The 24,813-nt window shown below is 45.5% G+C and carries 23 protein-coding genes, 2 pseudogenes and 1 CRISPR repeat array; of the genes and pseudogenes, 24 read left to right on the forward strand and 1 reads right to left on the reverse strand.

The genetic code is table 11. The features are described from left to right. Nucleotides 1-2 precede the first annotated feature (2 nt). Complete coding sequence (locus tag ACI3EW_RS07895; protein WP_118321019.1) at nt 3-578, reverse strand: YcxB family protein; 576 nt, start codon at nt 576-578, stop codon at nt 3-5. A gap of 408 nt (nt 579-986) precedes the next feature. Here ACI3EW_RS07895 and dctP point away from each other — a divergent pair, with 408 nt between their 5' ends. From dctP to ACI3EW_RS08015, 24 genes and pseudogenes are all read left to right on the forward strand, one after another. Next, nucleotides 987-2,072 carry a TRAP transporter substrate-binding protein DctP gene (dctP, locus tag ACI3EW_RS07900; protein ID WP_182426519.1) on the forward strand — a complete coding sequence of 362 codons (1,086 nt, stop codon included), beginning with the start codon at nt 987-989 and terminating at the stop codon, nt 2,070-2,072. 101 nt (nt 2,073-2,173) lie between these two features. Further along, nucleotides 2,174-2,674: a TRAP transporter small permease gene (locus ACI3EW_RS07905; RefSeq protein ID WP_118532082.1), complete on the forward strand. Its 501-nt coding sequence runs from the start codon at nt 2,174-2,176 to the stop codon at nt 2,672-2,674. Beyond that, nucleotides 2,674-3,984: a TRAP transporter large permease gene (locus ACI3EW_RS07910; protein ID WP_182426817.1), complete on the forward strand. Its 1,311-nt coding sequence runs from the start codon at nt 2,674-2,676 to the stop codon at nt 3,982-3,984. Before ACI3EW_RS07905 ends, ACI3EW_RS07910 begins: the two co-directional genes overlap by 1 nt. A gap of 195 nt (nt 3,985-4,179) precedes the next feature. Beyond that, on the forward strand, nt 4,180-4,881 hold the full coding sequence (locus ACI3EW_RS07915; RefSeq protein WP_118298120.1) for an MgtC/SapB family protein: 702 nt from the start codon (nt 4,180-4,182) through the stop codon (nt 4,879-4,881). A 14-nt stretch (nt 4,882-4,895) separates the two neighbouring features. Further along, nucleotides 4,896-6,350 carry an NAD(P)/FAD-dependent oxidoreductase gene (locus ACI3EW_RS07920; RefSeq protein ID WP_243022309.1) on the forward strand — a complete coding sequence of 485 codons (1,455 nt, stop codon included), beginning with the start codon at nt 4,896-4,898 and terminating at the stop codon, nt 6,348-6,350. 2 nt (nt 6,351-6,352) lie between these two features. Continuing rightward, entirely contained in the window at nt 6,353-7,618 is a 1,266-nt protein-coding gene (locus ACI3EW_RS07925) for an NAD(P)/FAD-dependent oxidoreductase (RefSeq protein WP_329752449.1), read from the forward strand. After that, nucleotides 7,618-7,980, forward strand: coding sequence for a DUF1667 domain-containing protein (locus ACI3EW_RS07930; RefSeq protein WP_118532086.1), 363 nt, complete (start codon nt 7,618-7,620; stop codon nt 7,978-7,980). The genes ACI3EW_RS07925 and ACI3EW_RS07930 overlap by 1 nt, the downstream gene beginning before the upstream one ends. 177 nt (nt 7,981-8,157) lie before the next feature. Further along, nucleotides 8,158-8,973 (forward strand): HAD-IIA family hydrolase, encoded by an 816-nt coding sequence (locus ACI3EW_RS07935; protein ID WP_118532088.1) that lies wholly within the window; start codon nt 8,158-8,160, stop codon nt 8,971-8,973. 35 nt (nt 8,974-9,008) lie between these two features. Next, nucleotides 9,009-9,563: a glycerol-3-phosphate responsive antiterminator gene (locus ACI3EW_RS07940; protein ID WP_405582185.1), complete on the forward strand. Its 555-nt coding sequence runs from the start codon at nt 9,009-9,011 to the stop codon at nt 9,561-9,563. A 124-nt stretch (nt 9,564-9,687) separates the two neighbouring features. Beyond that, on the forward strand, nt 9,688-10,146 hold the full coding sequence (locus ACI3EW_RS07945; protein WP_118532092.1) for a DUF5684 domain-containing protein: 459 nt from the start codon (nt 9,688-9,690) through the stop codon (nt 10,144-10,146). A 72-nt stretch (nt 10,147-10,218) separates the two neighbouring features. Next, nucleotides 10,219-10,365, forward strand: a complete 147-nt coding sequence (locus ACI3EW_RS07950; protein WP_182426818.1) for a hypothetical protein — start codon at nt 10,219-10,221, stop codon at nt 10,363-10,365. A gap of 138 nt (nt 10,366-10,503) precedes the next feature. After that, a complete protein-coding gene (locus ACI3EW_RS07955) occupies nt 10,504-11,010 on the forward strand; it encodes a hypothetical protein (RefSeq protein ID WP_182426819.1) in 507 nt (168 codons plus the stop codon). A gap of 103 nt (nt 11,011-11,113) precedes the next feature. Continuing rightward, entirely contained in the window at nt 11,114-11,779 is a 666-nt protein-coding gene (locus tag ACI3EW_RS07960) for a 3'-5' exonuclease (protein ID WP_118532097.1), read from the forward strand. Between the two features lie 50 nt (nt 11,780-11,829). Then, on the forward strand, nt 11,830-14,145 hold the full coding sequence (cas3, locus tag ACI3EW_RS07965) for a CRISPR-associated helicase Cas3' (RefSeq protein ID WP_118532099.1): 2,316 nt from the start codon (nt 11,830-11,832) through the stop codon (nt 14,143-14,145). A gap of 473 nt (nt 14,146-14,618) precedes the next feature. Further along, nucleotides 14,619-15,287, forward strand: coding sequence for a type I-C CRISPR-associated protein Cas5c (gene cas5c / locus ACI3EW_RS07970; protein WP_118532101.1), 669 nt, complete (start codon nt 14,619-14,621; stop codon nt 15,285-15,287). Then, nucleotides 15,280-17,103 (forward strand): type I-C CRISPR-associated protein Cas8c/Csd1, encoded by a 1,824-nt coding sequence (locus ACI3EW_RS07975; protein ID WP_182426820.1) that lies wholly within the window; start codon nt 15,280-15,282, stop codon nt 17,101-17,103. The genes cas5c and ACI3EW_RS07975 overlap by 8 nt, the downstream gene beginning before the upstream one ends. Continuing rightward, nucleotides 17,096-18,157: a type I-C CRISPR-associated protein Cas7/Csd2 gene (gene cas7c, locus ACI3EW_RS07980; protein ID WP_182426821.1), complete on the forward strand. Its 1,062-nt coding sequence runs from the start codon at nt 17,096-17,098 to the stop codon at nt 18,155-18,157. The genes ACI3EW_RS07975 and cas7c overlap by 8 nt, the downstream gene beginning before the upstream one ends. 2 nt (nt 18,158-18,159) lie before the next feature. Next, nucleotides 18,160-18,804, forward strand: a complete 645-nt coding sequence (gene cas4 / locus ACI3EW_RS07985; protein ID WP_182426822.1) for a CRISPR-associated protein Cas4 — start codon at nt 18,160-18,162, stop codon at nt 18,802-18,804. Between the two features lie 22 nt (nt 18,805-18,826). Next, nucleotides 18,827-19,879, forward strand: a complete 1,053-nt coding sequence (gene cas1 / locus ACI3EW_RS07990) for a CRISPR-associated endonuclease Cas1 (protein WP_182426823.1) — start codon at nt 18,827-18,829, stop codon at nt 19,877-19,879. 2 nt (nt 19,880-19,881) lie between these two features. Then, nucleotides 19,882-20,166: a CRISPR-associated endonuclease Cas2 gene (gene cas2, locus ACI3EW_RS07995; RefSeq protein ID WP_118532111.1), complete on the forward strand. Its 285-nt coding sequence runs from the start codon at nt 19,882-19,884 to the stop codon at nt 20,164-20,166. 181 nt (nt 20,167-20,347) lie between these two features. Beyond that, nucleotides 20,348-21,936: a CRISPR direct-repeat array (repeat unit 32 nt; unit sequence GTCAGGGCTCGTAAGAGCCCGCGGATTGAAAC). A 77-nt stretch (nt 21,937-22,013) separates the two neighbouring features. Further along, a pseudogene (gene tnpA, locus ACI3EW_RS08000) lies at nt 22,014-22,417 on the forward strand (IS200/IS605 family transposase). A 17-nt stretch (nt 22,418-22,434) separates the two neighbouring features. Further along, nucleotides 22,435-22,560, forward strand: a pseudogene (locus ACI3EW_RS08005) (helix-turn-helix domain-containing protein); the annotation flags it as partial. Nucleotides 22,561-22,602: 42 nt separating this feature from the next. Beyond that, a complete protein-coding gene (locus tag ACI3EW_RS08010) occupies nt 22,603-23,094 on the forward strand; it encodes an ATP-binding protein (protein ID WP_485663368.1) in 492 nt (163 codons plus the stop codon). 130 nt (nt 23,095-23,224) lie between these two features. Then, the gene (locus tag ACI3EW_RS08015; protein WP_118532801.1) at nt 23,225-24,802 is read left to right on the forward strand and encodes a cobyrinic acid a,c-diamide synthase CobB; all 1,578 of its coding nucleotides are present in this window, start codon (nt 23,225-23,227) and stop codon (nt 24,800-24,802) included. Nucleotides 24,803-24,813: the final 11 nt, after the last annotated feature.

Genomic DNA, 24,813 nt, shown 5'->3' on the forward strand with positions numbered 1-24,813 from the left:
CCCTATCCCGCCCGGCGTTGCAGTCGTTTCACCATCTGCATAGCCCGCAAAAGCGGAATTGTTTTCCGGCAGACGGTCTTTCCGCTTTTCTGTTCCAGAAATTCGCGGAACGCAGTGACTTCCTTTTCATCGCCGAGCTCTTCTTTCGGGATCATGTATCCCCCGTAAGAATCGCGGAACAGGTAAAAGAATCGCTGATCTTCTCCGAGTTTATCGAAATCAGTATACCTCAGGGAAACTTCTTTTTTACCGGCAGGAAGAACATAAATTTCAATATGATCATCAGAGAATTCATAGCGGGATGACGGAAACGGCATCCCGCTATTTTTGATCTGTTCCGCAAGCCTGTGTGCCGTGTGGTTCGCGGAGCTGTAGGTGCTGGTTGTCAGATAGCAGCCGTAGGCGGCCAGCAGGATGCCCCACCACTGGGTGAAATTCACGATCCCGGCGGCGATGAGCAGAATGCTCAGGATCGTCCGTGTGATCCGGTTGGAGGAGCAGAAGAGATCGTACTGCATCCTGGAGAGTGCTTCAAAGGTTTTTTCGTCGTGCTGCATCTTAATCGTATAGCGAATCATAAGAATTGTCCTCGTATCCTATAGTAGTAGTTTTTATACTGCTTTCAGTATACCTTCCCTGCCTTTTTTTTACAACCGTGAATTGACGGATTTATGCATAAAGAATATGTAAGATGGAAGATACGATAAGAAACTTGCACAAAAATCAAACACAATCACAAAAAAAATATATAATTTCGACAAAACATCTTGCGGTTTTGTAAAATAAGTGCTAATATTATGTAAAAGATAAATAAAGACCCGATAGCAGAGAGTTAAGAGATGCGCCGCGGATAGAAAATAGTTTTTTATAACTGTTTATTTGCGTTGGCGCTATTTTTCTGCTCAAAAAAGGGCTTTATGGAAAGGGAGCAGGAACTTGTTAATGTACCGGCCGGGGGCCGGGAGGTTCGAAAAGGAGAAAAGAGAATGAAAAAAGTATTATCAGTAGTACTCGCAGCAACAATGGTGATGAGCCTGGCAGCCTGTGGAGGCGGAAACAGCGCAAAGACAGATACCAAGGCAGCAGACGCAGGATCAGGATCTGAGGCAGCAGCCAGCGCCGATGCGGCAGATGATTTCCAGATCACGATCAAATTTTCCAACGTATTCCAGCCGGCAGAGTGGAACTACAAAGCCAGCGAATATCTGGCAGATCTCGTAAAAGAGAAGACCGAAGGCCATATCATCCTGGAATACTACGGACAGAACCAGCTCGACTGCTACGCAGAGTCTGTAGCACAGGCACATAACGGTGCTGTATGGATGGGCCTTGAGGAGCCGTCCTACTTTGCAGACTATATCGGCGACTACAACGTATTAGTAGGACCGATGCTTTATAAGAACAATGCGGAATACAACGCAGTGATGGATTCCGACATCGTAAAAGACCTGAATGCAAAACTGGCAAGCGACTATAACATCCACGTTCTTGATACCCATTATTCCTTTGGATTCAGAAGTGTATGTACGAATAAGGTTGTTACAAAACCGGCAGATCTGAATGGTCTGATCATGCGTTCCACAGAATCTCCGTTATTCGTAAAGACGATCACCTGCCTCGGTGCAACCCCGTCCGCAATGAGTTTTACGGAGTGCTTATCCGCAATGTCCAGCGGTGTTGTAGATGGTTTCGAAGGTTCCGTCTCCACGCTGAAAGATACAGGTGCTTATGAGTACACCAAGAAAGTTGCAAACACCAACCACTTTATCGCAACCCGCTGGTTGTTCATGGCAGAAGATGTTTACCAGTCCATCCCGGAAAAATGGAGAAACATCCTCGACGAGTGCTGTGTAGAAGCTGGTAAGTGGGAACAGGAAAATGCAGAGAACGACGAAGCTTCCATGATCGAATTCCTGAAGGAAAAAGGCGTTGAGTGGAACGATGTCGACGTAGACGCATTTACAGAGGCATGTGCTCCGGTTTACGACTGGATCGTAGAAGAGTACGGCGCAGACCCGGATCTCCACCAGAAACTGGTTGATTTCCTGAATGACTACCGCGCAAAAAACTAACGGATCATCCATAAAACACATGGAACCGGCGGCTGCTCTTTCCGGGCAGCCGCTGATGAATTAAGATCGTGACTATTATGATGAATGCATGAGGATAGATTATGGAGAAGAAAAAAATTACACTGGGGTCGGTGCTGGTAAATCTGGATGCGATCATTACCTGCGTGACACTGACACTCTGTACCATCGTTGTAAATGTAAACGTCCTTATGCGCTACTTTCTGAAAAGACCGCTTTACTGGTCGGAGGAAGTCGCTACGGGGCTCTTCGTCTGGACTGTCTTTATTGGAAGCGCATATGCGTACCGCAAGCATGCACATCTGGGCGTTGATATCCTGATCAACATTCTTCCGGAGAAGATCAGAAAAGTCGTTAAGGTGCTCATGGATCTCCTGGAGCTCGTAACACTCGTCATGCTGACGAGGACAAGTGTCCAGTATGTCATGAACACAATGGATAAACTTACAAATACGCTTCGTGTACCAAGCTGGTATATCTCCAGCGCAGTTCCGATCGGATTTGGTCTTTCCCTGATCTTCTGCATTTATTTTCTGTTGAAAGACCTGATCAGGGTATTTAAAAAGGGAGGAGGAGATGAATAATGGGACTCGAATTAATTGAACTCGTTCCGATCTTTATGGTATTTATTCTCTATTTCCTGGGAATGCCGATCGTGTATGCGCTGTTCGGATCGACCTTTTTCTATTTCACGTTTATCGACACGACGAGTAAGAACTGGCTGATCTTACAGAAGGTCATGACTTCCACACAGTCGTTCTCGATGCTTGCGATCCCGTTCTTCGTCATGGCCGGTTCCGTCATGAACTACGGCGGCATCAGCGACAAGATGATGGATTTCGCGGAGGTCCTGACCGGACACATGAAAGGTGGTCTGGCACAGGTCAATGTTGTGCTCAGCATGTTGATGGGCGGATGCTCCGGTTCTGCGAACGCAGACTGTGCGATGCAGTCCAAGATGCTCGTTCCGGAGATGGAAAAGAGAGGATATTCCAAGGCATTCTCAGCAGCGATCACGGCAGCTTCATCGGCAGCCACTCCGGTTATCCCGCCGGGAGTCAATCTGATCGTGTTTACCCTGATTGCGCAGATCTCCCTTGGCCGTACCTTTGCAGCCGGATATATTCCGGGTATCATGATGGCGATCTCCATGATGATCGTGGTTTCTATCATCGCACATAAGAGAAATTACCCGACGACCCGTGAAAAATTCCCGTCTCTGAAAGAAATCGTAAAACAGGGAATTACCTCCTTCTGGGGACTGTTTTTCCCGTTTGGCATTATTCTCGGAATGCGTTTCGGAATGTTCACACCTTCCGAGGGCGGTGCAGTAGCCGTTCTTTACTGTATCATTATCGGACGGTTCGTCTATAAGAAACTGTCCGTAAAAGAACATCTGATCCCGATCCTGCTTGACAGTATCGCCGGAACCTCCAGCGTTGTCCTGATCATGGTTGCAGCCAATGTATTCGGCTACTATATGACCTGGATCAACCTGCCGAGAGTCGTAGCATCCGCAATGTTAAGTCTGACGACGAACAAATGGCTGTTCCTCTTAGCGTGCAACGTGATCCTTCTGATCATGGGTATGTTCCTGGAAGGCGGTGCAGCGTTAATGATCATCACACCGCTCCTTCTTCCGGTTGCGAGACAGCTTGGAATCAACGATTACCATTTCGGCCTTGTCGCTATTGTAAATATCATGATCGGTGGTATCACACCTCCATTCGGATCCATGATGTTTACGACCTGTGGTATTACGGGCTGCCCGATCAGTGAATTCCTGAAGGAAGTATGGCCGTTCATCCTTTCCCTCCTGATCGTTCTTCTGATCCTGACATTCTGCCCGTTCCTGATCACCTGCGTACCGGATCTCCTTTACGGTGCGGCATAAGAGGATCTGTCACAGAACATATGGACCATCATGGAACCAGATGAAAAATAGATAAAACCGGATAAGATGAGCCTGTGAGAAGAAGAGTAGAAAGGCAGTCGTAGCGATACGGAGGCATTCTGCTCTTTTCTGTTACAGAAAAAACAAAAACTGCACATCCGCTTGTCTTATCCCGGGATTCGGGAGGCGATAGCAATGGCAGTTTGGAAATGGATCGTGGGTACGGCAGCCACCTGGACACTGGCCGGAATCTGGATCCGCCTGTTGTTTTCACTGGCAGTCGGAATGTTTATCGGAATTGACAGAGGATTGAAAAGGCGAGGCGCCGGGATCAAGACGCATGTTCTCGTCTGTCTGGGATCGACTCTTGTCATGCTGACGAGCGAATATATGTTCCGGACATTCCCGGATGCCAAAGCCGATATGGCAAGACTCGGAGCGCAGGTGATCAGCGGAGTCGGATTTCTCGGAGTCGGAACGATCATGGTGACCGGACGGAATCAGGTGCGCGGCCTGACGACAGCGGCGTGCCTCTGGATCAGTGCATGTGAGGGACTTGCAGCCGGGATCGGCTTTGTCGAAGGAGCAGCATATGGGTTGGTTCTGATCGCTCTGACGCTGAAGCTGCTGACAAAAGTAGATGCAATGATCCATAATCATGCTAAAGTGTTCGATTTTTACCTGGAATTCAATACCAGCAGTGGAGTCGGAACCTTTATGGATACCATGCGTACCAAGGATATCAGGATCGTATCGTTTGACATTGCGAAAAGCAGGCTGAAGGGCGAGGGACCGTCCGCGACGATGTCGATCGAAGTCCAGGATAAAACGCTGAGAAAGACCTTGCTCAGCAATATCCAGGCAATGGAAGAGATAAGATTTGCAGAAGAATTATAGGAAGTATCAATACGATGGAGGATCACAGGATGAATGGGAACAGATACGATGTAGTGATAATCGGAGGAGGCGTGATCGGAAGCAGCATCGCAAGAGCGCTTTCGAAATATCAGTGCCGTACGGTCCTGCTGGAAAAGGAAGAGGATGTCTGCTCCGGCACTTCCAAGGCGAACAGCGCGATCGTTCATGCCGGTTATGACGCAAAAACAGGATCATTAAAAGCAAAGTTAAACGTAAAAGGCAATGCCATGATGGGAGAGCTGTCGAAAGAGCTCGATTTTGATTTCAAGCGCAACTCATCCCTGGTGCTCTGCTTTGCGGAGGAAGACCGCCCGGCATTGCAGGCGCTTTATGAAAGAGGCATGGCAAACGGTGTTCCGGATCTTGAGATCCTGTCCGGAGATGAAGTGCGAAGAAGAGAGCCGAACATCAGTGAGGAAGTTGTTGCTGCCCTCTATGCGCCGACAGGCGGGATCGTATGCCCGTTCAGCCTGACGATCGCACTCGCGGAGAATGCATGTGACAACGGTGTAGAGTTTGTGTTCAACACAAAAGCGGAGAAGATCGAAAAGACTGCGGATGGATACCGGATCGAGACCCCGAACGGCACGTATGAGACAACTTACATAGTCAATGCCGCAGGAGTTTACGCGGATGAGATCCACAACATGGTCTCCGCGAAAAAGCTTCATATCGTTCCGCGCCGCGGCGAATATTGTCTGTTAGATAAAGAAGCAGGCCATCATGTCTCAGCGACCGTATTCCAGCTTCCGGGAAAATACGGAAAAGGGATTCTGGTCAGCCCGACTGTCCACGGAAACCTTCTCGTCGGACCGACAGCGGTCGATCAGGAAGATAAGGACGGAACATATACAACAGCAGAGGGACTTGCGGAAGCCTGTGAAAAAGCGGCAAAGAGTGTAAAGAACATCCCATTCCGTCAGGTGATCACCTCCTTCTCCGGTCTTCGTGCACATGAGGACGGGGACGATTTTATCATCGGGGAAGCGGAAGATGCACCTGGATTTTTTGATGCCGCGGGCATTGAATCTCCGGGACTTTCCTGCGCTCCGGCGATCGGGGAATATTTAGCGGAGATGATCGGGGAAAAGGCGGGATTCGGAAAGAACCCGAACTTTGATCCGGTTCGGAAAGGCATCGTGAAAGCCGCAGATTTAAGCCTGGAAGAGCGCGCGGAACTGATCCGGAAGAATCCGGCATACGGCTCGATCATCTGCCGCTGTGAGAACATCAGCGAGGGCGAAATCATCGATGCTGTGACAAGAACGCTCGGCGCCCGCTCCATGGACGGGATCAAGCGGCGTGTCCGCCAGGGAATGGGACGCTGCCAGGCCGGTTTCTGCACGCCGAGGGCGATGGAGATCCTCTCCCGTGAGGCGGGGATCCCGATCACGGAGATCTGCAAGAACCGCAAAGGCTCAGAAATGATAAAAGGCGAGGAGGCATAACCATGATTCAGCATGACATTGTAATTATCGGCGGCGGTCCTGCAGGACTTGCGGCAGCGGCGGCAGCAAAAAAGAGCGGAGTGGATGACATTCTGATCCTGGAGCGCGACAGTGTGCTGGGCGGCATCTTAAATCAGTGCATTCACAATGGGTTCGGCCTTCATACCTTCAAGGAAGAGCTGACCGGACCGGAATATGCGGCCCGCTACGAGGAAGAAGTAAAGAAACTTGAAATCCCGTACCGCTTAAACAGCATGGTCATGGATATCCATCAGGAAAAAGAGATCATCGTTGTGAGCCGGAGCGAAGGATTGGAGATCATCAAGGCAAAGGCGATCATCCTTGCAATGGGCTGCAGAGAGCGCCCGAGAGGCGCCTTAAATATCCCGGGCTACCGCCCGGCAGGCATCTACACCGCCGGAACGGCACAGCGCCTCATGAACATCGAGGGACATATGGTCGGAAAAGAAGTCGTGATCCTCGGCTCCGGGGATATCGGGCTGATCATGGCGCGCCGTATGACGCTCGAAGGGGCGAAAGTCAAGGTCGTGGCGGAACTGATGCCGTATTCCGGAGGCTTAAAGAGAAATATCGTGCAGTGTCTTGACGATTTCGGAATTCCGTTAAAGCTGAGCCACACCGTTGTCAAAATTGACGGAAAAGAGCGCGTGACCGGGATTACCCTGGCGAAAGTAGGATCGGACAGAAAACCGATCGCCGGGACGGAAGAATATTACAGCTGTGATACACTTCTGTTATCCTGCGGCCTGATCCCGGAAAATGAACTGACGAGAAACATGGGCGTCACCATGAATCCGGTCACATCGGGGCCTATGGTCAATGATCGGCTGGAAACCGGGATCGAGGGTGTGTTTGCCTGCGGAAACGTCCTCCATGTGCATGATCTTGTCGACTATGTTTCAGAGGAAGCGGCACTTGCCGGGCAGAATGCGGCCCGTTATATCATGTCCGGTGAGACGAAAAAAGGTCATACCGTGACGATCAAAGCCGAGAATGGCGTCCGCTATACCGTGCCGCAGTCGATCGACATCGGTGCGATGGCAGACAGACTGACGGTGCGCTTCCGCGTAGCGGATGTATACAAAGGACGCAGCATCTGTGTTTATTATGACGGAACATGTATCAGCCGCCGGAAAAAGAAAGTGCTGGCGCCCGGGGAGATGGAACAGGTATTCCTGACAAAGGAAAGCCTGGAACAGTATCCGGATCTGAGAGAGATAACCATTTGCACGGAGGTGGATGAGTGATGGAAGTAAGAGAACTGACATGTATCGGATGTCCGCTGGGCTGCCAGCTCACTGTGACGATGGGAGAAAACGAGATCAAGGTTGAGGGCAATACATGTCCGCGCGGGGAAGCCTATGCGAAAAAGGAAGTGACCAACCCGACCCGGATCGTGACCTCGACTGTGAGAGTAGAAGGCGGAACGATCGAACGTGTATCCGTCAAGACCGCATCCGACATTCCGAAGGGCAGCATTTTTGAATGTATGAAGGAGATCCATGCCGCAAAAGTAAAAGCACCGGTGCATATCGGAGACGTGATCCTCGCGGACTGTGCCGGAACCGGAGTGGCGGTTGTCGCGGGCAAAAATGTAGAGCAGGCATAAAAGACTAACCGCCGGTGCGGGGGCAACGATGACAGAGGCAGTACAGACAGATCGTATTTGTCTGCTGCCTCCTTTCTGCCTGTAGGGGAGCAGGATTTGCATTCGCGGATCAGATGATGTAAAATAGAGGGAAGAGAATGGGCTGCACCGGTCCTGGAAAACGACAAGGAGAAGAACATGACGAAACGTGAGATTTTGAAGGAAACAGAACTTTTTGTCCTGGATATGGACGGAACCTTTTATCTGGATACCGATGTGATTGACGGAGCGCTGGATTTTCTGGAAGAGGTGAAGAAAGCCGGAAAGCGATATGTCTTTTTTACAAATAATTCATCAAAATCACCGAAAACATATATTGACAAACTTGCAAAAATGGGGTGTTATATTAGCAGAGATCAGATCATCACGTCCGGAGATGTGATGATCCAGTATCTGAAAGAGTATTATCCCGGACAAAAAGTCTACCTTGTGGGAACGCCGGACCTTGAGGCAAATTTCCTTGAAAACGGGATCCATCTGACGAAAGAAATGCCGGACGTGGTAGTGTTCGGCTTTGATATGACATTGACGTATGAGAAGCTGGAACGAGCCTGCACATATATCCGGAACGGCGCAGTATTCCTTGCAACCCATCTGGATATCAACTGTCCGACAAAGGATGGATTTATCCCGGACTGCGGCGCCATGTGCGCGGCGATTTCTCTGTCGACGGGAAAGGAGCCGAAGTACGTCGGAAAACCGTTCCGCGAGACGGTGGACATGGTCCTGGAGCTGACTGGTGCGAATCGTGAGGAAGTTTCCTTTGTCGGAGACCGGATCTATACGGATGTAAAGACCGGCGTGGTAAACGGTGCACACGGGATCCTGGTTCTGACCGGAGAAACAAAGCTGGAAGATGTGCCGAAATCCGACGTCGTTCCGGATGCCATTTTTACAGGGTTAAAAGAGATGGGAGAACTGCTCAGAAAAATGAGGGAGGAAAAGGCTTTCTGAATCTGTAGAAGAAAGCCGGAGGAGAAGAAATGACAATGCTAGAATTATTGGAGGAATCTCCGATCATTGCGGCGGTCAAGAGCCAGGAAGGACTGGAACACAGCCTGAAATCAGAATGTAAGGTCGTATTCGTACTGTTTGGGACGATCTGCGACATCGATGCGATCGTGGCGAAGATCAAAGCTGCCGGAAAGATCGCGATCGTCCATGTAGATATGATCCAAGGACTCAGCACAAAAAAGGTGGCGGTTGATTTTATTGCCCACAATACGAAGGCGGATGGAATCATCAGCACGAAGAACGTGCTTGTGGAATACGCGAAGGAGATTGGTCTGTTTGCGATTCAGAGAACCTTTGTGGTGGATTCCATCGCCTTAAATACCCTGAAAAAACAGATCGAGCTGTTCCACCCGGACGCGGTCGAGATCATGCCGGGTGTAATGCCGAAGATCTTAAAGATCATGCGGGAGTATACCGATATTCCTCTGATTGCCGGCGGGCTTCTGTCTGATAAAAAGGATGTGATGGCGGCATTCGAGGCCGGTGTCGATGCGATCTCTGCGACGAATGAAGATGTGTGGTATATATAATTTCTGACAGTGTCCGTTTTGTATCCATCTGTATGATATCATAAAAAAAGAGTCAGAAATCTACTTGCGGATTTCCTGCGAACGGCAAATATTAAATCTTCAAAAGAAGAAAAGTGGATGACACATGGAAACAGATATGACAATGTTAGCAGGTACAACCGTGATCGGAGGGATCCTGGGAATCTATTCAACCTTACGGCTGATCTATTATATCTTCTATATGATCGCAAACTGGAAGATCTTTTCAAAGGCCGGAGAACCGGGCTGGAAATCCCTGATCCCGTTCTACAATGTTTATACGGAGTATAAGCTGATGTGGAAACCGCAGCTCGCGTGGACTTACATCGGACTGGGAGTTCTCGCAGATATCTTTCTCGAAAACACAGGGACAAGCGCCCTGATGTTCCTCGGTGGTCTGATTTGCACGATTGCTTACCTTGTAATTGATTTCAAGGAAAAACAGCATGTTTCCAAAGCATTTGGACACGGTTTCGGCTTTGGCGTAGGACTTTTCCTCCTCCAGCCGATCTTCTCAATGATCCTCGGATTCGGAAGCGACCAGTACCAGGGAAATCAGTCATAAAAACAGAATATAAAAGATGGGAAGCAGGGGCACTTGGCGGCTCCTGCTTTTTTTGATGCAGAGGAAATAGCGATGAAATTTTTATCCAGGAGGACCTGTCCAAAAAATGTGAGGACAGACAGATATAATAAAATCATACTTCAGATGGAGAGTGAAGATAAGGAATGGGGCAGGAGCAGAGAGGTGAGAACGAAAATTCAGGACACGTGGGATATTTAAAGGACAGGTGAAATGATATAATAAAAATATCAAACAGGAAACATGTAGGCAGAATACTTAAACTGAAGAAAAAAACACATGGAACAGGTTGCGGCATCATCCACAGGGATATCCGGAATTAGGAAAAGGGGGATCTATATGAGAAATATGACATTTGGAGGATTTTTAGCAGGCTTGTGTACGATCATTGGACTTCTCTGTCTTATCGGAGCTGTCAGCGACGCAGCAGAACCGAAATGTATCGTGACCGGGTGCAGCAACAAGCGGGCACCGGAGAGCAGTTACTGTTATCTCCACAAACCGTACCGAAGATCTTATACAAGTTCTTACTCGTCGGGGAGTTCGGGCAGCAGTTCGTCCTCGTCCTACGGAAAGTCATCGGGAAGCAGCTCATCCGGATCATCCAGCTATAAAAGCAGCAGTACTTCCGGCAGCAGCTCTGCAGCATCCAGAAGCTCTTCTTCCTACAGCAAGCCGAAAAGTTCTTATGGAACCAGCAGCTACAGAAAAAGCACAGCGGATTCCTACGACGACGGATACGATGACGTCTATATGGACGGGGATTACGACGATGACCGTTATGCCAGAGACAGCGACTACGCGGATGGCGTCGATGATGCACTGGATGAGCTGGGGGATGATTAGAAAAACAGCGGAGAAGATTGCAAACCATGTCTGGCGCTATGAAATTACTGATGGTATATAGAAACAAATGGAATGAAAATACAGAGTACAGGAGGAAACGTTTATGAAACATATTGTAATCGACCTGGAGATGAACAAGATCGCGCGTAACTCAGAAGCGAGAAAAATCTGCAAAAGCGAGATCATAGAGATCGGAGCCGTTATGCTGGATGAAAACCTGCAGGAGATCGGGAACTTCCGTACATATGTAAAACCGGAATACAACGATAAGATCGCGGCGGAGATCCGGAATCTGACCGGGATCACAGACGTGATGGTAGCGAATGCACCGGTATTCAGGGAAGCATTCCGGATGTTCACAAATTGGTGCCTGGGAACCGGAGACGAGGTCACGATCTATGCTTGGAGTGACTCTGACTACAACCAGGTCGTAAAAGAGATCCTCTTAAAAGAATACGAGCTTTCCGACGAAGAACACGGCCTGATCGACACCGAGTGGACCGATTTCCAGAATGAATTCGATGCGCACATCGGATTCGAAAGACGGATCTCCCTGGAACTCGCCCTCGACATGGCCGGAATCGATTTCTCCGGCAGACAGCACGACGCCCTCGACGACGCCAGAAACACCGCCGACCTCCTCCACGTCTTCCGCGACCGTGATCTCTTCGAGAAGACTCTCCGCAAAGTCAAAGAAGCGATGGACCCGACGCCGCTGGGGAATACGCTGGGGAGTATGATTGATTTCTCGGGGTTTGTGGTGGGGTGATGCAGAAGGTCATTGTAAAGCATAGATATATTATCTGAGGGGTGAAGAACATGGAAAAAGAGAACAAACGTGAGGAAAAAGTATTTTATGCTCACACATCGTCACATGGCAATGAGCCATTGGAAGATCACCTTCGCTTGGTTGGAGATCTGGCGGAAACATTTGGAGCTGACTTTGAAAGTTCCAAAATCACAAAAACAATTGGAAACGTTCATGACATAGGAAAGCGGACAGTAAAATTTTCCAGAGTATTGGAAAGAATGGAAAGTAAGGTTAACCATGCGATTGTTGGCGCTGAATATCTGCATAATGAGTGTTTTTTGGAAAATGAAAAAAGACGATATATTGAAGATCGAATGATGCATTTGATCATATGCGCTGCGATCAAGGGGCATCATTCGAGAATGGGGGAATCGTTTTCGCGAAAATATGATCTGGAAGAGATGTACCAGCTTCCGGAAGCGGATGAATTTGATATGCCGGACGGAGATGGAAAGGTAAACGCGTTGTCATCTTTGAAGGAGTATGAAGCTGTCGCGCAATATGCGGAAGATAATAAATTGGTAGGTCATATTGAAAAAACGGACTATCTCCCGTTAGAGACAATGGACGAATATGCAAAGATGTTGTATGCCAGAATGATTTTTTCCAGTCTGGTCGATGCTGATTATACAGCAACAGCTAAGTTTTGTGATGATATTGAACTGGAAGAAGATAAAATATTGAACGCTGATAAGTGTATTGGAGATTTGAATGCCTATCGGAACAAGATCCTTGCAAATGCGGATCCTTCTCTTGAAATCAATCGCCTTAGAAATAAAGTTTATAATGATGCTGAAGCAGCAGGGAAACTCGGGAGGGGATTTTATTCGATGACGGCTCCTACAGGAACCGCTAAGACATTAGCGTTAATGCGCTTTGCGTTGGAACAGGCAAAAGTGAACGGATATAAACGGATTTTTGTTGTTTTGCCGTATCTTTCGATCATCTCACAAAATGCGGACGTCTATCGAAAAGCATTTGGTGATAACATTGTTTTTGAAGATGACAGCGACACAAAATATAATGAAGCGGCGCAGCGAATGGTTGATCGTTGGAACGCGCCGATTATTATCACAACAAGTGTAAAATTCTTTGAAACACTGTTTACAGACTATGCAGCTCCGTCCAGAAAATTACATCAGATAGCAAATTCTGCTGTGGTTTTTGACGAATGTCAGGTCCTTCCACACGATCTGACAAGTTGCACGATCATGACATTGAAGGCATTAGTTGATCATTTTAATGTGAGCGTTTTATTATCGACTGCGACCTTCCCCAAATATCAGTATCGAAGGGAAATACCGGATGGATTTCAAATGACAGAGGTCATAAAGAATGTAAAAACACTCTACTGTGATTATGACAAGATCAAAAAAACGAAAATAATCGTGAGAAAAGAAGAGATAGACTTTCAGGATCTGCGTGAGTATGCGCAGGATAAAAAGCAAGTACTTTTTGTTTTCAACACCGTTGGAAAAGCGCTTTCTATGTATAAAATATTGAAAGATGTAAAGGAAGGATCAACAGTGTTTTATTTGTCCTCGGATTTATGTACGGAACACAAAAAGACGGTGATCCGGAAAGTTAAAGCAATGCTGGATCAGGGACAGGAATGCTATCTGGTAAGTACACAATGTATTGAGGCAGGTGTTGATATTGATTTTCCGACAGGAGTACGTGAGTATGCACCTCTGTCATCCATAATACAGACGGCGGGAAGAATCAATCGAAACGGAAAAAGGTATGGTGAATTTGTGATCTTTATGCTGAAAGATACGAATGTATATGGATTTCCTAGCAGTGCTTATTATACAGAGGCATGTCGAACAAGAGCGCTTGCAGAGCGTCATCAAGAATTGAATCTGAATGATATTGAGCTAATGGATGAATATTATTCGGAGCTTTACGGTCAGGACACAAGTACGGGAGCTGACAGGAGTGAAATCAGAGAGGCCTGCAAAAAGCTTGATGTAAAGAAAATGTGCGATGAATATAAACTGATCGATTCGACCGGCCAATGCACGGTAATTGTGCCATACGCTGCAAAAAGGGAAGAATTTGAGTCTTTGCTCAAAACAATCAGAGCGCAGGATTACTGCATTACCAGGAAACAAATGGCATTATGCCCGGATTTCCGCGTCAACCGATATATGAATGGAAAGAAAGCAGAATTTATAAAAATGCATTGTCATCAGCTGCATGTACGGCTTGGAAGAAATCGGGAGAAGGTAGGAATCGATTGGTATATTGCAGATATCGATGAAATTTATGATGAGAAGACCGGACTGCAGAGAGAGGAGATGAGCGAGGCGTATATGCTCTAAAAGGATCAGAAAATATTTGTACATAGAGTGTACAGAGTATGGAGACGGCTGGTTGGAAGACGGAAAATAATATGACGATGTAAAATTTTGTATTGTCATATTTAAAGGTTTTAGATATAATGAAGTCCTGGGGTTTTATATCCCGTGGATTGAAATTAATTTAAGATTTACGTCAGTGGCCAGGATGCTTTGTGCTCCTGGCCAATTTCTTTATAATGATAAAGTGTCAATGAAAAAATTCAAGTTGAATAAACATAGTGCTTAGCGTGTGATGTTTGTCACTGATGGAGATATCTTATGATTACGTACTGCTTTAAAAAAGACAGAAGTCCTATCTGACTGAGATAAGCACTGTTTATAATCAATTGAAACATGTGCATGATGAACAAATTATAAAGATATAAGTAATGTTGTATTGACAAAAAGCATAATAAGATGTATATATTTAATTAGACATAAACGGAGGTGAGAAAATGCCTGAGAATGTTGTTGTAGACATTTACGGAAAATTTGCATGTTTTACCAGAAGCAATGCCAAGGTAGAACGAGTGAGCTACGATGCACCGACTCCATCAGCATGTCGCGGTGCATTGGAAGCAATTTATTTTAAACCCGGTGAGTTTCATTATCAGATTAAAAAGATCGAGATCATGAAACCAATTCGCTATATTAACATTAAGCGAAACGAGGTAAATAAGAAGGCTGTATTGGATGGAGAACCGATCATTGTAGAGGAGTCGCGGACGCAAAGAAATAATATCTATCTTCGGGATGTATACTACAGGATCCATGCAGAGATCATAAAAGAAAAAGGATGTGAAGAAAGAGTCACGCAGCAGTCATTGATCGACCAGTTTAACAGGAGAGTGAAAAGCGGAAAATGTTTTCATCAGCCGTATCTGGGATTGAGAGAATGCATGGCGTTCTTTACACCGCCAGATCCTGACATACATCCAATCAGTGAGTCAGAAGACCTTGGAATTATGCTCTATGATAATTTTGACATTAAAACCCATACCCCATTGGATACAGCGAAAGGAGAAGGAAACGTGTATCGTACCTTTTATCATCCTTATATCTGTAATGGAGTGATCAATGTTCCGGACTTTGCAAGCAGGGAGGTGTGGAAGGAGGATGTATAAAGAAATATATGATTTTGCCATAAGTCGGGGAATTGGATCTGCCGGAAATACAGAAAAAAGAGATGTTGCCGCTTACATAGAATTGGATCGTGAGGGAAATTATCGTGTTCTGGAAGCGCGCAGTAAAGATGAACGGAAGCAAAAAGTATTATGCCCCAAAACCCCGAAGCACCTTGCAATTTCCCCTGTCTGTGAAAAACTCAAATATATATGGCCGGAATGTGCAGGAAACATTCAGGGAAAAACGGAGAAGATCAAACATGAAGAGTGGATTTCATGCATGAAAAAAGGTGCAGAACGGTCTGAGTCGATAGCGATTGCTTATAAATTCCTAAATAAAATTGAAGATAGTCCGGAAATGGCACAGGAATTGTGGATCAAACTGGAAAGCTTCAAGATCAAACCGGGAGAATTTGTATCTTTTCGGATTGACGGAAAAAATCTTGAAAACGAAACGGATTGGAAAGAATGGTTTGAAGAATATTGTGATGATATTATACGTTCGGGATCGGATGAAAAAATGCCTGGAAAGAAAATAGTTTCCTGTATTACCGGACAGAAAGTGGATCCGATCGTGGGAAAATTTCCAAAGATAATGGCTCCTCAAACAGGAAGCGGAGTTCCGGTCTTTTCGAACGATCAGAGTTCTGTAACGGGGGAAAGGTGCTCGTTCCATTCATTTGGAGACAGCGGAAGCACGGCGTGTCCAATGTCAAAGGAAGAGACCGAGATCATTAAAGCAGGAATTGAATATCTGCTGACCTCAGAAAACAATCATGATAACAATTTTGAAATCATGTACTGGTTTGATAATCCGGATGCATTCGATCTGATCAAAAAAGCTATTTCGATCGGGGATACAGATTTTGCTAAATTGATGGATGAACTGGAGGAAACCACAGAGAGATCTCAGGGAAAAGAAGAAAAATATTCCGCAGCTCTTCAGACATTAATAACAAAAGAAAAAGAAATAGAGTTAGGAAAAGTCAGCGGAAATTACTATATTATGAGCTTTGATGTTCCGGCAAAAGGCAGGCTTTATTTATCTGATTATCATAAAGATACATATCAGAACCTTAAGGCAAGTATAAAAAAATGGTATAAAGACACGACGATCATTGATAGCCGATCGAATTTTGAATATCGGATCACAAATCTGTATGCAATTTTATTGGGACTGCTTGAAAAAAAGGACGTCAAGGACAAGTTCAATCAGGCAAAAAAAGAGCTGGGTATGGATATTAAAAATCTGCTCAACGCTGTAATTTCTGATCAAGAAATCCCTGTAAGGATCTTACATAAGGTGTCTCATCGCGTGGACAGGGATATATTAGAGGGGAAAATCATTCCTGATATTTTTTATCTGCAACTTATAAAAGCATACCTGATAAGAAAAGGAGATGTTGAGATGGAAAATGCAATGAAGCTCAATAAAGAGTACAATGGGATATATAGTAAAGGATATCAATGTGGACGGTGGCTTGCATGTATGGATTATATTCAGTTCCTTTCGGCACAGAAAGGCGTCAATGTATCTATAGCAAAAAAGTATTACAAAGCGATGAAAAAAAGCCCGGCTAAGATTTTTACAATGGTTAACGACAATAAAGAACATTATCTGGGTAAATTAAAATCCCGCAGTATGTTTGATAAAATTTTCGGGGAAATTTCTAATTCACTCAATGGAGATATCCCTGCGCATTTCTCCATTGAAGAACAGGCGGCATTTGACCTGGGTTATGCGCAGCAGCGTATGGTCTTTATGTCTACTAAGAATAAAACTGCAGAAAACAAGGAGGAAAATGAGAATGAGTAATGTTGTGAAGCTTGCGGAAGCAAAAGAAGTTGTAAAAAATACCTATACATTTACGATGCTTGTTGAAGCCAAACTCGCAAATCCAAATGGAGATCCAGATATGGGAAATCTGCCAAGACAGGACATTGAAACAGAAATTGGGATTATAACTGATGTAGCATTTAAGCGGCGCATAAGAAATTATATTGATGTGGCGTATGCGGGAGAAGATGGAATGGACATTCTGATGCGCAATGGGGTCAGCATCAATAAGGAAATCGCTAAAATTGTATTGGAAGTAAATGGGGAAGAAAAATTCGCAGAGCCCTTTAAGAATAAAAAAGTTCCTGAGTCTGCCGCTGCATTTTGCAAAAGATTTTGGGATGTAAGAACTTTTGGAGGAGTTCTGTCAACAGGACGAAATGCAGGTCAGATCACAGGACCAGTACAGCTTGGAATGGCTGAATCGGTAGATCCGATACATATCGAAGACATGACGATTACAAGAATGTGTTATACAGATGGAAATGATTTTTCAACCATTGAGGATTACGAACGAGAAGAAGCTGAACATGATGAACAGACGAAGAGAACCATGGGTGAAAAGAAAGTTGTATCATATGGTTTATATGTTGTTCAGGGAACGATCAGTCCCAGTTTGGCAATCCGCACAGGTTTTTCGGAAGATGATCTGAACAAACTTTTCGAAGCACTGTTGCAGATGTATGAATTCGACAATTCAGCATCAAAGCAGGGTATGCGGGCAGCCTCTCCATTAATTATTTTTAAACATATTGGTACCCATCCGGAAAATCCGGAGCAGAATGAGAAAGAGGCACTGCTCGGTTGCATGCCGGCGCATAAATTGTATAACATGCTTCGGATAACAAAAAAAGAAGGGGTTGAATATCCGAGAAAGCTGGAGGATTACGACATCGCTATGCAGATTCCGGAAACAATGCGTGGGATCAATATCGGAGTCAAGGAAAATCCATTCGGCGATATTATCTGGAGAAATGAATCGACAGATGAATTTTCACAGACACTCGAAAATAATGGCATACAGGTAAAATGATCATGGATGATGAACCCATCTTATTATCCTGGATATCGCAATGGGTGTTCTGCAAACGAAGATTTTATCTCCAAATCGCAGAGCAGAACTTTATTGAAAATGTTTTTACGGCAGAAGGAGCCCGCGATCACAAGCGGGCTCATGAATGCAAGATCGAAAGACGTGGGACTCACATAAAAGTGACAGGACTTCAAGTGGTTTCTGAGAAATATCATTTATTTGGAATTTGTGATTCGGTTGAGTTCGAAGTTATTTCGGATGGCTGTTATATTCCTTTCCTCGAGGAAACATGCAGAATATACCCCGTTGAATACAAACATGGAAAAAAACGTGATGAGGAAGAGTATAATCTTCAAATGGCGGCGCAGACACTGTGTTTGGAGGAGATGTTCCATACAACGATTACAACCGGCTATATTTATTACACAGGATCGAAAGAACGATTTGAAGTAAACATTTCCGATAAAGTCCGGGCGGATGCAGTAAAGTTTATAAGAGAGATCAGCAGTTATCTGGAAAATCCACATCCAATCAAACCGGAACTGAGAAAGAGATGCAATGGCTGTTCTTTAAACGATCTCTGCAATCCGCGAAAAATACTTGTTCAGGATTACATGGAATGTATACGAAAGAAGTATATCGTATAATATTTATGGAAGAAGTGGTGATGTGATACAGGTAAAAAAAGTCTTATATATCCTGAATCCAAACACATATATTCATTGTGAAAATGATGTGTTTGAAGTTATCACAAAGATGATAGATTCAGACGGTGTGGAATCAAAAAAGATAGTAAATGTTCCTGCATTGACAATCGAGCAGATTGTAATATTCGGTCCGGCAACAGTTTCGGATTTCCTGGTGGGATATTGTTCAAAACATAAGATACCGATTTCTTATGTATCTCAATATGGCGTATACTACGGAAGAATGTGCGGAAAGAATGTGGGAAATGTGCTTCTGCGAAGAAAACAGTATCAGATTTATGACTCTTCTGAAAAGCTGGCAGTTGCTAAAAATATTGTTCTGGGCAAAGCAATCAATCAAAAGAATCTGCTTGAATATATGGCAAAAAGCATAGAAGAGAAAAAATATCAAAAATTGTCTCAGGCTTCGCAGACCATATCCGGGATGTTGGGAGACATTGCTGCTGCAAAAACAGTTGATGAGATCAGAGGATTGGAGGGGAGTATCGCTTCTAATTATTTTGACCAGTTTGACAATATGATCAAGCAAAAGTCGACCGGGATGGAGTTTGAAAAGAGAAGTAAGAAACCGCCGGAAAATAACTGCAATGCACTGCTTTCATTTTTGTATACAATGCTTACACTCAACTGTACGGCAGCTTTAGAATCTTTCGGCTTGGATTCAGCAGTAGGATATTTACATGAACTTCATCCGGGAAGAGATTCCCTTTCCTGTGATCTGATCGAGGAGTTTAGAGCGCCATTTGTAGACCGTTTTGTACTTACGTTGATCAACCGCAAACAGGTTACTCAAAAAGACTTTGAAAGTGTGAGTGGAAATATACAATTGAAGGAGATGGCGAAAAGGAAAATATTAACAGAATGGGAAAATTCTAAAAATGAAAAGGTTCCATTTCCACTGTATAAAAAAGATGTGCAGAGAAAGCTGATCCCGTATTTGCAGGCGCAGTTACTCGCGCAATATATTCGTGGAGATATTCCGGAATATCCGCCATACATTTGGGAGGGGGATTGACAGTGTTTATTTTGCTTTCATATGATATCGCAGATAGTCCGGAACGACTTAGAAAAGTTGCAAAAATATGTGAAAATTATGGGGTGCGTGTTCAGAAATCTGTTTTTGAACTCGATATCAGCATGGCAAATTTTGTGCAATTAAAGGCCGAGTTATCCCGCCTTGTTGACAGAAACGCCGATACGATCAGATTTTATCGCTTAGGGAAGAATTATAAAAATCAGATAGAGGTGATTGGAAAACGTGAGGACATTGAACTTAGCCAGGATAATTCCATTATTTTATAGTGGAAAAAGGGAGGTGCACATAAAAAAGAAGAGATGAATTAAACAACATGCACAAAAGTTCAGCGTACAGATTGTGCATGATTTAATATTGAAATAAGCATGTTATTTACGATTGTGGTTTGAATTGTGAATGATATAAAATATGCGGCAATTTTTAGCAAATAGTTTGTTTGAAATTGCTGTCAGGGCTCGTAAGAGCCCGCGGATTGAAACTTGCAAGCCTTCCATAAACCTGAGAAGTACCTAGTCAGGGCTCGTAAGAGCCCGCGGATTGAAACTATGGAAGGCTTGCAAAACCCTTCCGCGAACAGGTCAGGGCTCGTAAGAGCCCGCGGATTGAAACATCTATTTGATCGATGAAATTCATCTGGAATTTGTCAGGGCTCGTAAGAGCCCGCGGATTGAAACGTTCTTCCCTGCCGCTACGCAAACAAACAAGCGTCAGGGCTCGTAAGAGCCCGCGGATTGAAACCGAATGTTTCATCTCCGGGCACTGCTCCGTCTGTCAGGGCTCGTAAGAGCCCGCGGATTGAAACCGCTAGTATAGTATTACCTAGCGGACTTCTGTCGTCAGGGCTCGTAAGAGCCCGCGGATTGAAACCTGCGGGGAACAGGGATCCGGAAAGACTCTTTGTCAGGGCTCGTAAGAGCCCGCGGATTGAAACTAATTGTTTCCTTCTTTATCAGGGTTTCCACTGTCAGGGCTCGTAAGAGCCCGCGGATTGAAACTGCTTAAGCAGTTAACTGCTTGTTGGCATTTTGGTCAGGGCTCGTAAGAGCCCGCGGATTGAAACCGTTTACGGAAGTTGCTGCATGGATGTGGAAAGGTCAGGGCTCGTAAGAGCCCGCGGATTGAAACAATACATACAAGGATCTTGCACTTTCTGCATCCGTCAGGGCTCGTAAGAGCCCGCGGATTGAAACTTTACGAATCGTTCATCTGGCGTTGGAAGATCCAGTCAGGGCTCGTAAGAGCCCGCGGATTGAAACACGGATAAGTTGCTCGCAATTAAAAATGAAATATGTCAGGGCTCGTAAGAGCCCGCGGATTGAAACAGCAAGGGAGATGTTACTGACCAGTTGAACTCGTCAGGGCTCGTAAGAGCCCGCGGATTGAAACCTGGAGATCAATACCACAAGCGAGCGAGCCCGGGTCAGGGCTCGTAAGAGCCCGCGGATTGAAACTACACTGGGGCTGGAAGCAATCCGAACCAAGCTGTCAGGGCTCGTAAGAGCCCGCGGATTGAAACTTGCAAGGGGATCATCTACAGCACCGGATGTCTGTCAGGGCTCGTAAGAGCCCGCGGATTGAAACGTAGATCAGCAGCGGAATTGTGCGAATGAACTGTCAGGGCTCGTAAGAGCCCGCGGATTGAAACCTCCGGGGCTTTTTCCTCATGCAAATCTCAGTTGTCAGGGCTCGTAAGAGCCCGCGGATTGAAACATACAGCTGACCCTTATTTCCGAAGATCCCGGCGTCAGGGCTCGTAAGAGCCCGCGGATTGAAACCGCTTGGAGGAGGAGTCTCTGCATCCGGATCTTTGTCAGGGCTCGTAAGAGCCCGTGGATTGAAACATATCATGCACGTCTGTGACTTTATACGTCTGCGTCAGGGCTCGTAAGAGCCCGTGGATTGAAACTATGAAATTGCCGGAAAGAAATTTTCTGCACTGTCAGGGCTCGTAAGAGCCCGTGGATTGAAACAGAAGAAGACCACCAGACAGGCATGGGACAAGAAGTCAGGGCTCGTAAGAGCCCGTGGATTGAAATAGGGCTACCGCAATCCCACTGGCTTTAGACGGTGGGTTAAGGTAGCCGGAAGCGGAGGTTTGTGCTATACTTGCGTTATGGAAACGTGGAAATCAAAAACAGACACAAATATTTGTTACAGTATCATATTATTTTCGTATGCAAGTATAGAAAGAAATTGCTGATGTCAAAACAAATATCAGATGATATAAAGCAGTTTTCTTATGAGATATGTCAAAAGCTTAAAATCATTATCAAATATATGGAGACAGATAAAGATCATATTCATTACATGATAGAAACAGAACCAACAATGTCTATCAGTAAAATAGTAAATCTGATGAAGAGTTATACAACATATCATATTTGGAAAAGATATCCGGATTATCTACGAAAACATTTCTGGAAAGAACATACTTTTTGGACGGACGGATATTTTGTCTGCAGTGTAGGAAATGTATCAGAAGAGATGTTGAGAAAATATATAGAAAATCAAGGGTAGGAAGGTGGCGACAGTGGGTGTTAAAAGCATATAAATACAGGATATATCCTAATAGCGAACAAAGAATTCAGATTGCAAAAACATTTGGCTGTTGCCGTTTTGTTTACAATCAGACATTGGCATATCGGAAAGATATTTATGAACTTCCGCCGGACAGTATCCGGGAGCTAATTATTAATGCTGTGATGAATTGTAGTTTCTTGCAGAATTCGCACATTCAGGTAGCAATTTATGATGACCGTTTGGAAATTACATCGCCGGGCGGTTTTATGCCAGGTGTGACTTTGGATAAGATGAAAGAGGGATACTCGAAAATACGTAATCGTGCGCTTGCACATGCGTTTTCTTATATGAATCTGATTGAGGCGTGGGGCAGCGGCATTCCGAAATTGATGGAAGCAATGCAGGAATACGGATTACGCGAGCCGGAGTTTCGCGATATGGAGATTGGATTTCGCATTAATCTCTATCGTAATATGGAAGAGACAAGAATTGGAACCGACCAAGATGTTCAGAAAGTCGACCAAGATATTCAAAAGCTTACCGACGATGCTGTGAAAATTTCCGTGTATACGGAATACAACCTGACAGACAAGAGCAAAGCGGTTCTGGCATTGATTAAAGAACAGCCTGATATTACAGAGAGAGATTGCAGCTCAATTGGGGTGGAAAATTAATCGTGTAAAATATCAGATTGATAAAATGAAAAGCCAGAATATTATTCAGCGCATTGGAACCAGTCAAAAAGGATATTGGAAAATTTTGATTGAGAATAGCTCTTTTTAGACTAGAGAGGCAAGATCTGGAATGATGAATATGTTAAAAAATGGATTATCAGAAGAGAGCACTCCAACTTCCATCCGTCTCCCCCGCATCATGATCGCCGCCGAAAAGAGCGGTGGTGGGAAGACATTTTTCACCTGTGTGCTTCTTTCACTCCTAAAGGAGCGGATTGAGGCGGTGCGCGCCTTTAAGTGTGGCCCCGATTATATCGACCCGATGTTTCACCGGACGGTGCTGGAGATTCCATCGCGAAATCTGGACAGCTTTTTTGTGGGGGCGGATACACTGCGGTATCTGCTGGGACGGGAAGTTCTGGAGAATAAGGGGCTTCCGTCGAGCCGGATCGCGGTCCTTGAGGGTGTGATGGGATTTTATGATGGTCTCGGCGGTGTTTCGGAGCGCGCCAGCGCATGGGAAGTGGCGGATCTTACGGATACACCGGTGATCCTGATCGTTGACATGAAGGGACGGAGTCTTTCGGCACTTGCCTCGATCAAGGGCTTTATGGAGTATCAGGAGAGGAGCCATGTTGCAGGCGTGATCTTTAACCGGCTGTCTTCGATGATATATCCGGGACTTAAGAAAAAGGCAGAGCAGGAGCTGGGGATCCGCGTGTTCGGATATATTCCGGAACTCAGGGATCTGACTCTGGAATCACGCCATCTGGGGCTTGTCATGCCGGAGGAGATCCCGGGGCTCAGGGAAAAGCTGGAGCTTGTAAAGGAGAAGATCCGTGCGGGGATCGATCTGGATGGGATACTGGAAGCAGCGGAGGAAGCTCCGGAACTTCTAATTAAGATTCCGGAAATCATAAAAAAACAGGAAGGAAAAACAATATCAGGAGCAGCAGCTGTCCATACTGCGTGTCATGCGGTTTTTGATGGAAGCAGAGCAATTTTTCAGGGAAAAAGAGAATTGGAAGCGCCTGTAGCAGATAATAAAAACTCCTGCATCCCCGTGATCGCAGCTGCAAGAGACGAGGCGTTCTGTTTTTACTATGAGGACAACCTGGATCTTTTAAAAAAACTTGGAGCCAGGATCCAATATTTTTCCCCGATCCGGGATCAGGAGATCCCGCCGGAGGCATCTGCGCTGTATCTTGGTGGCGGATATCCGGAGCTTCATGTGAAGGCACTTTCAGAGAATAAAATGATGCTTTCTTCGATTCGGGAGGCGATCAGGAATGGGATGCCCTGTATCGCAGAGTGCGGCGGGTATCTCTATTTGAAGGAGTCGATCGAAGATCCGGCTGGAAAGTGCTGGGAAATGGCCGGTGTTCTTCCGGGAAACAGCCAGGATACAGGGAAACTTGGAAGATTCGGCTACATTACCGTGACAGCGAAAAAGGACGGACTTCTCGGACCGGAGGAAACTCAGTTTCGCGCCCATGAATTCCACCACTGGGATTCACCGGAAAATGGAACTGATTTTCAGGCGAAGAAACCGGTCGGGACCCGCGGCTGGGAGTGCGGATACACAACAGAAAGCTTCTATGCCGGTTTCCCACATCTGTATTTTTACAGCAATCTGGAGATCGCGGAGCATTTTGTAAAGCAGGCACAAAGCTGGAGAGAAGCCATTTGGGAAATCCAAAAAGAATGACATAAGGAAAG

Source organism: Pilosibacter rotomagensis (assembly GCF_045062245.2).
In the GTDB taxonomy this organism is placed as follows: domain Bacteria; phylum Bacillota; class Clostridia; order Lachnospirales; family Lachnospiraceae; genus Pilosibacter.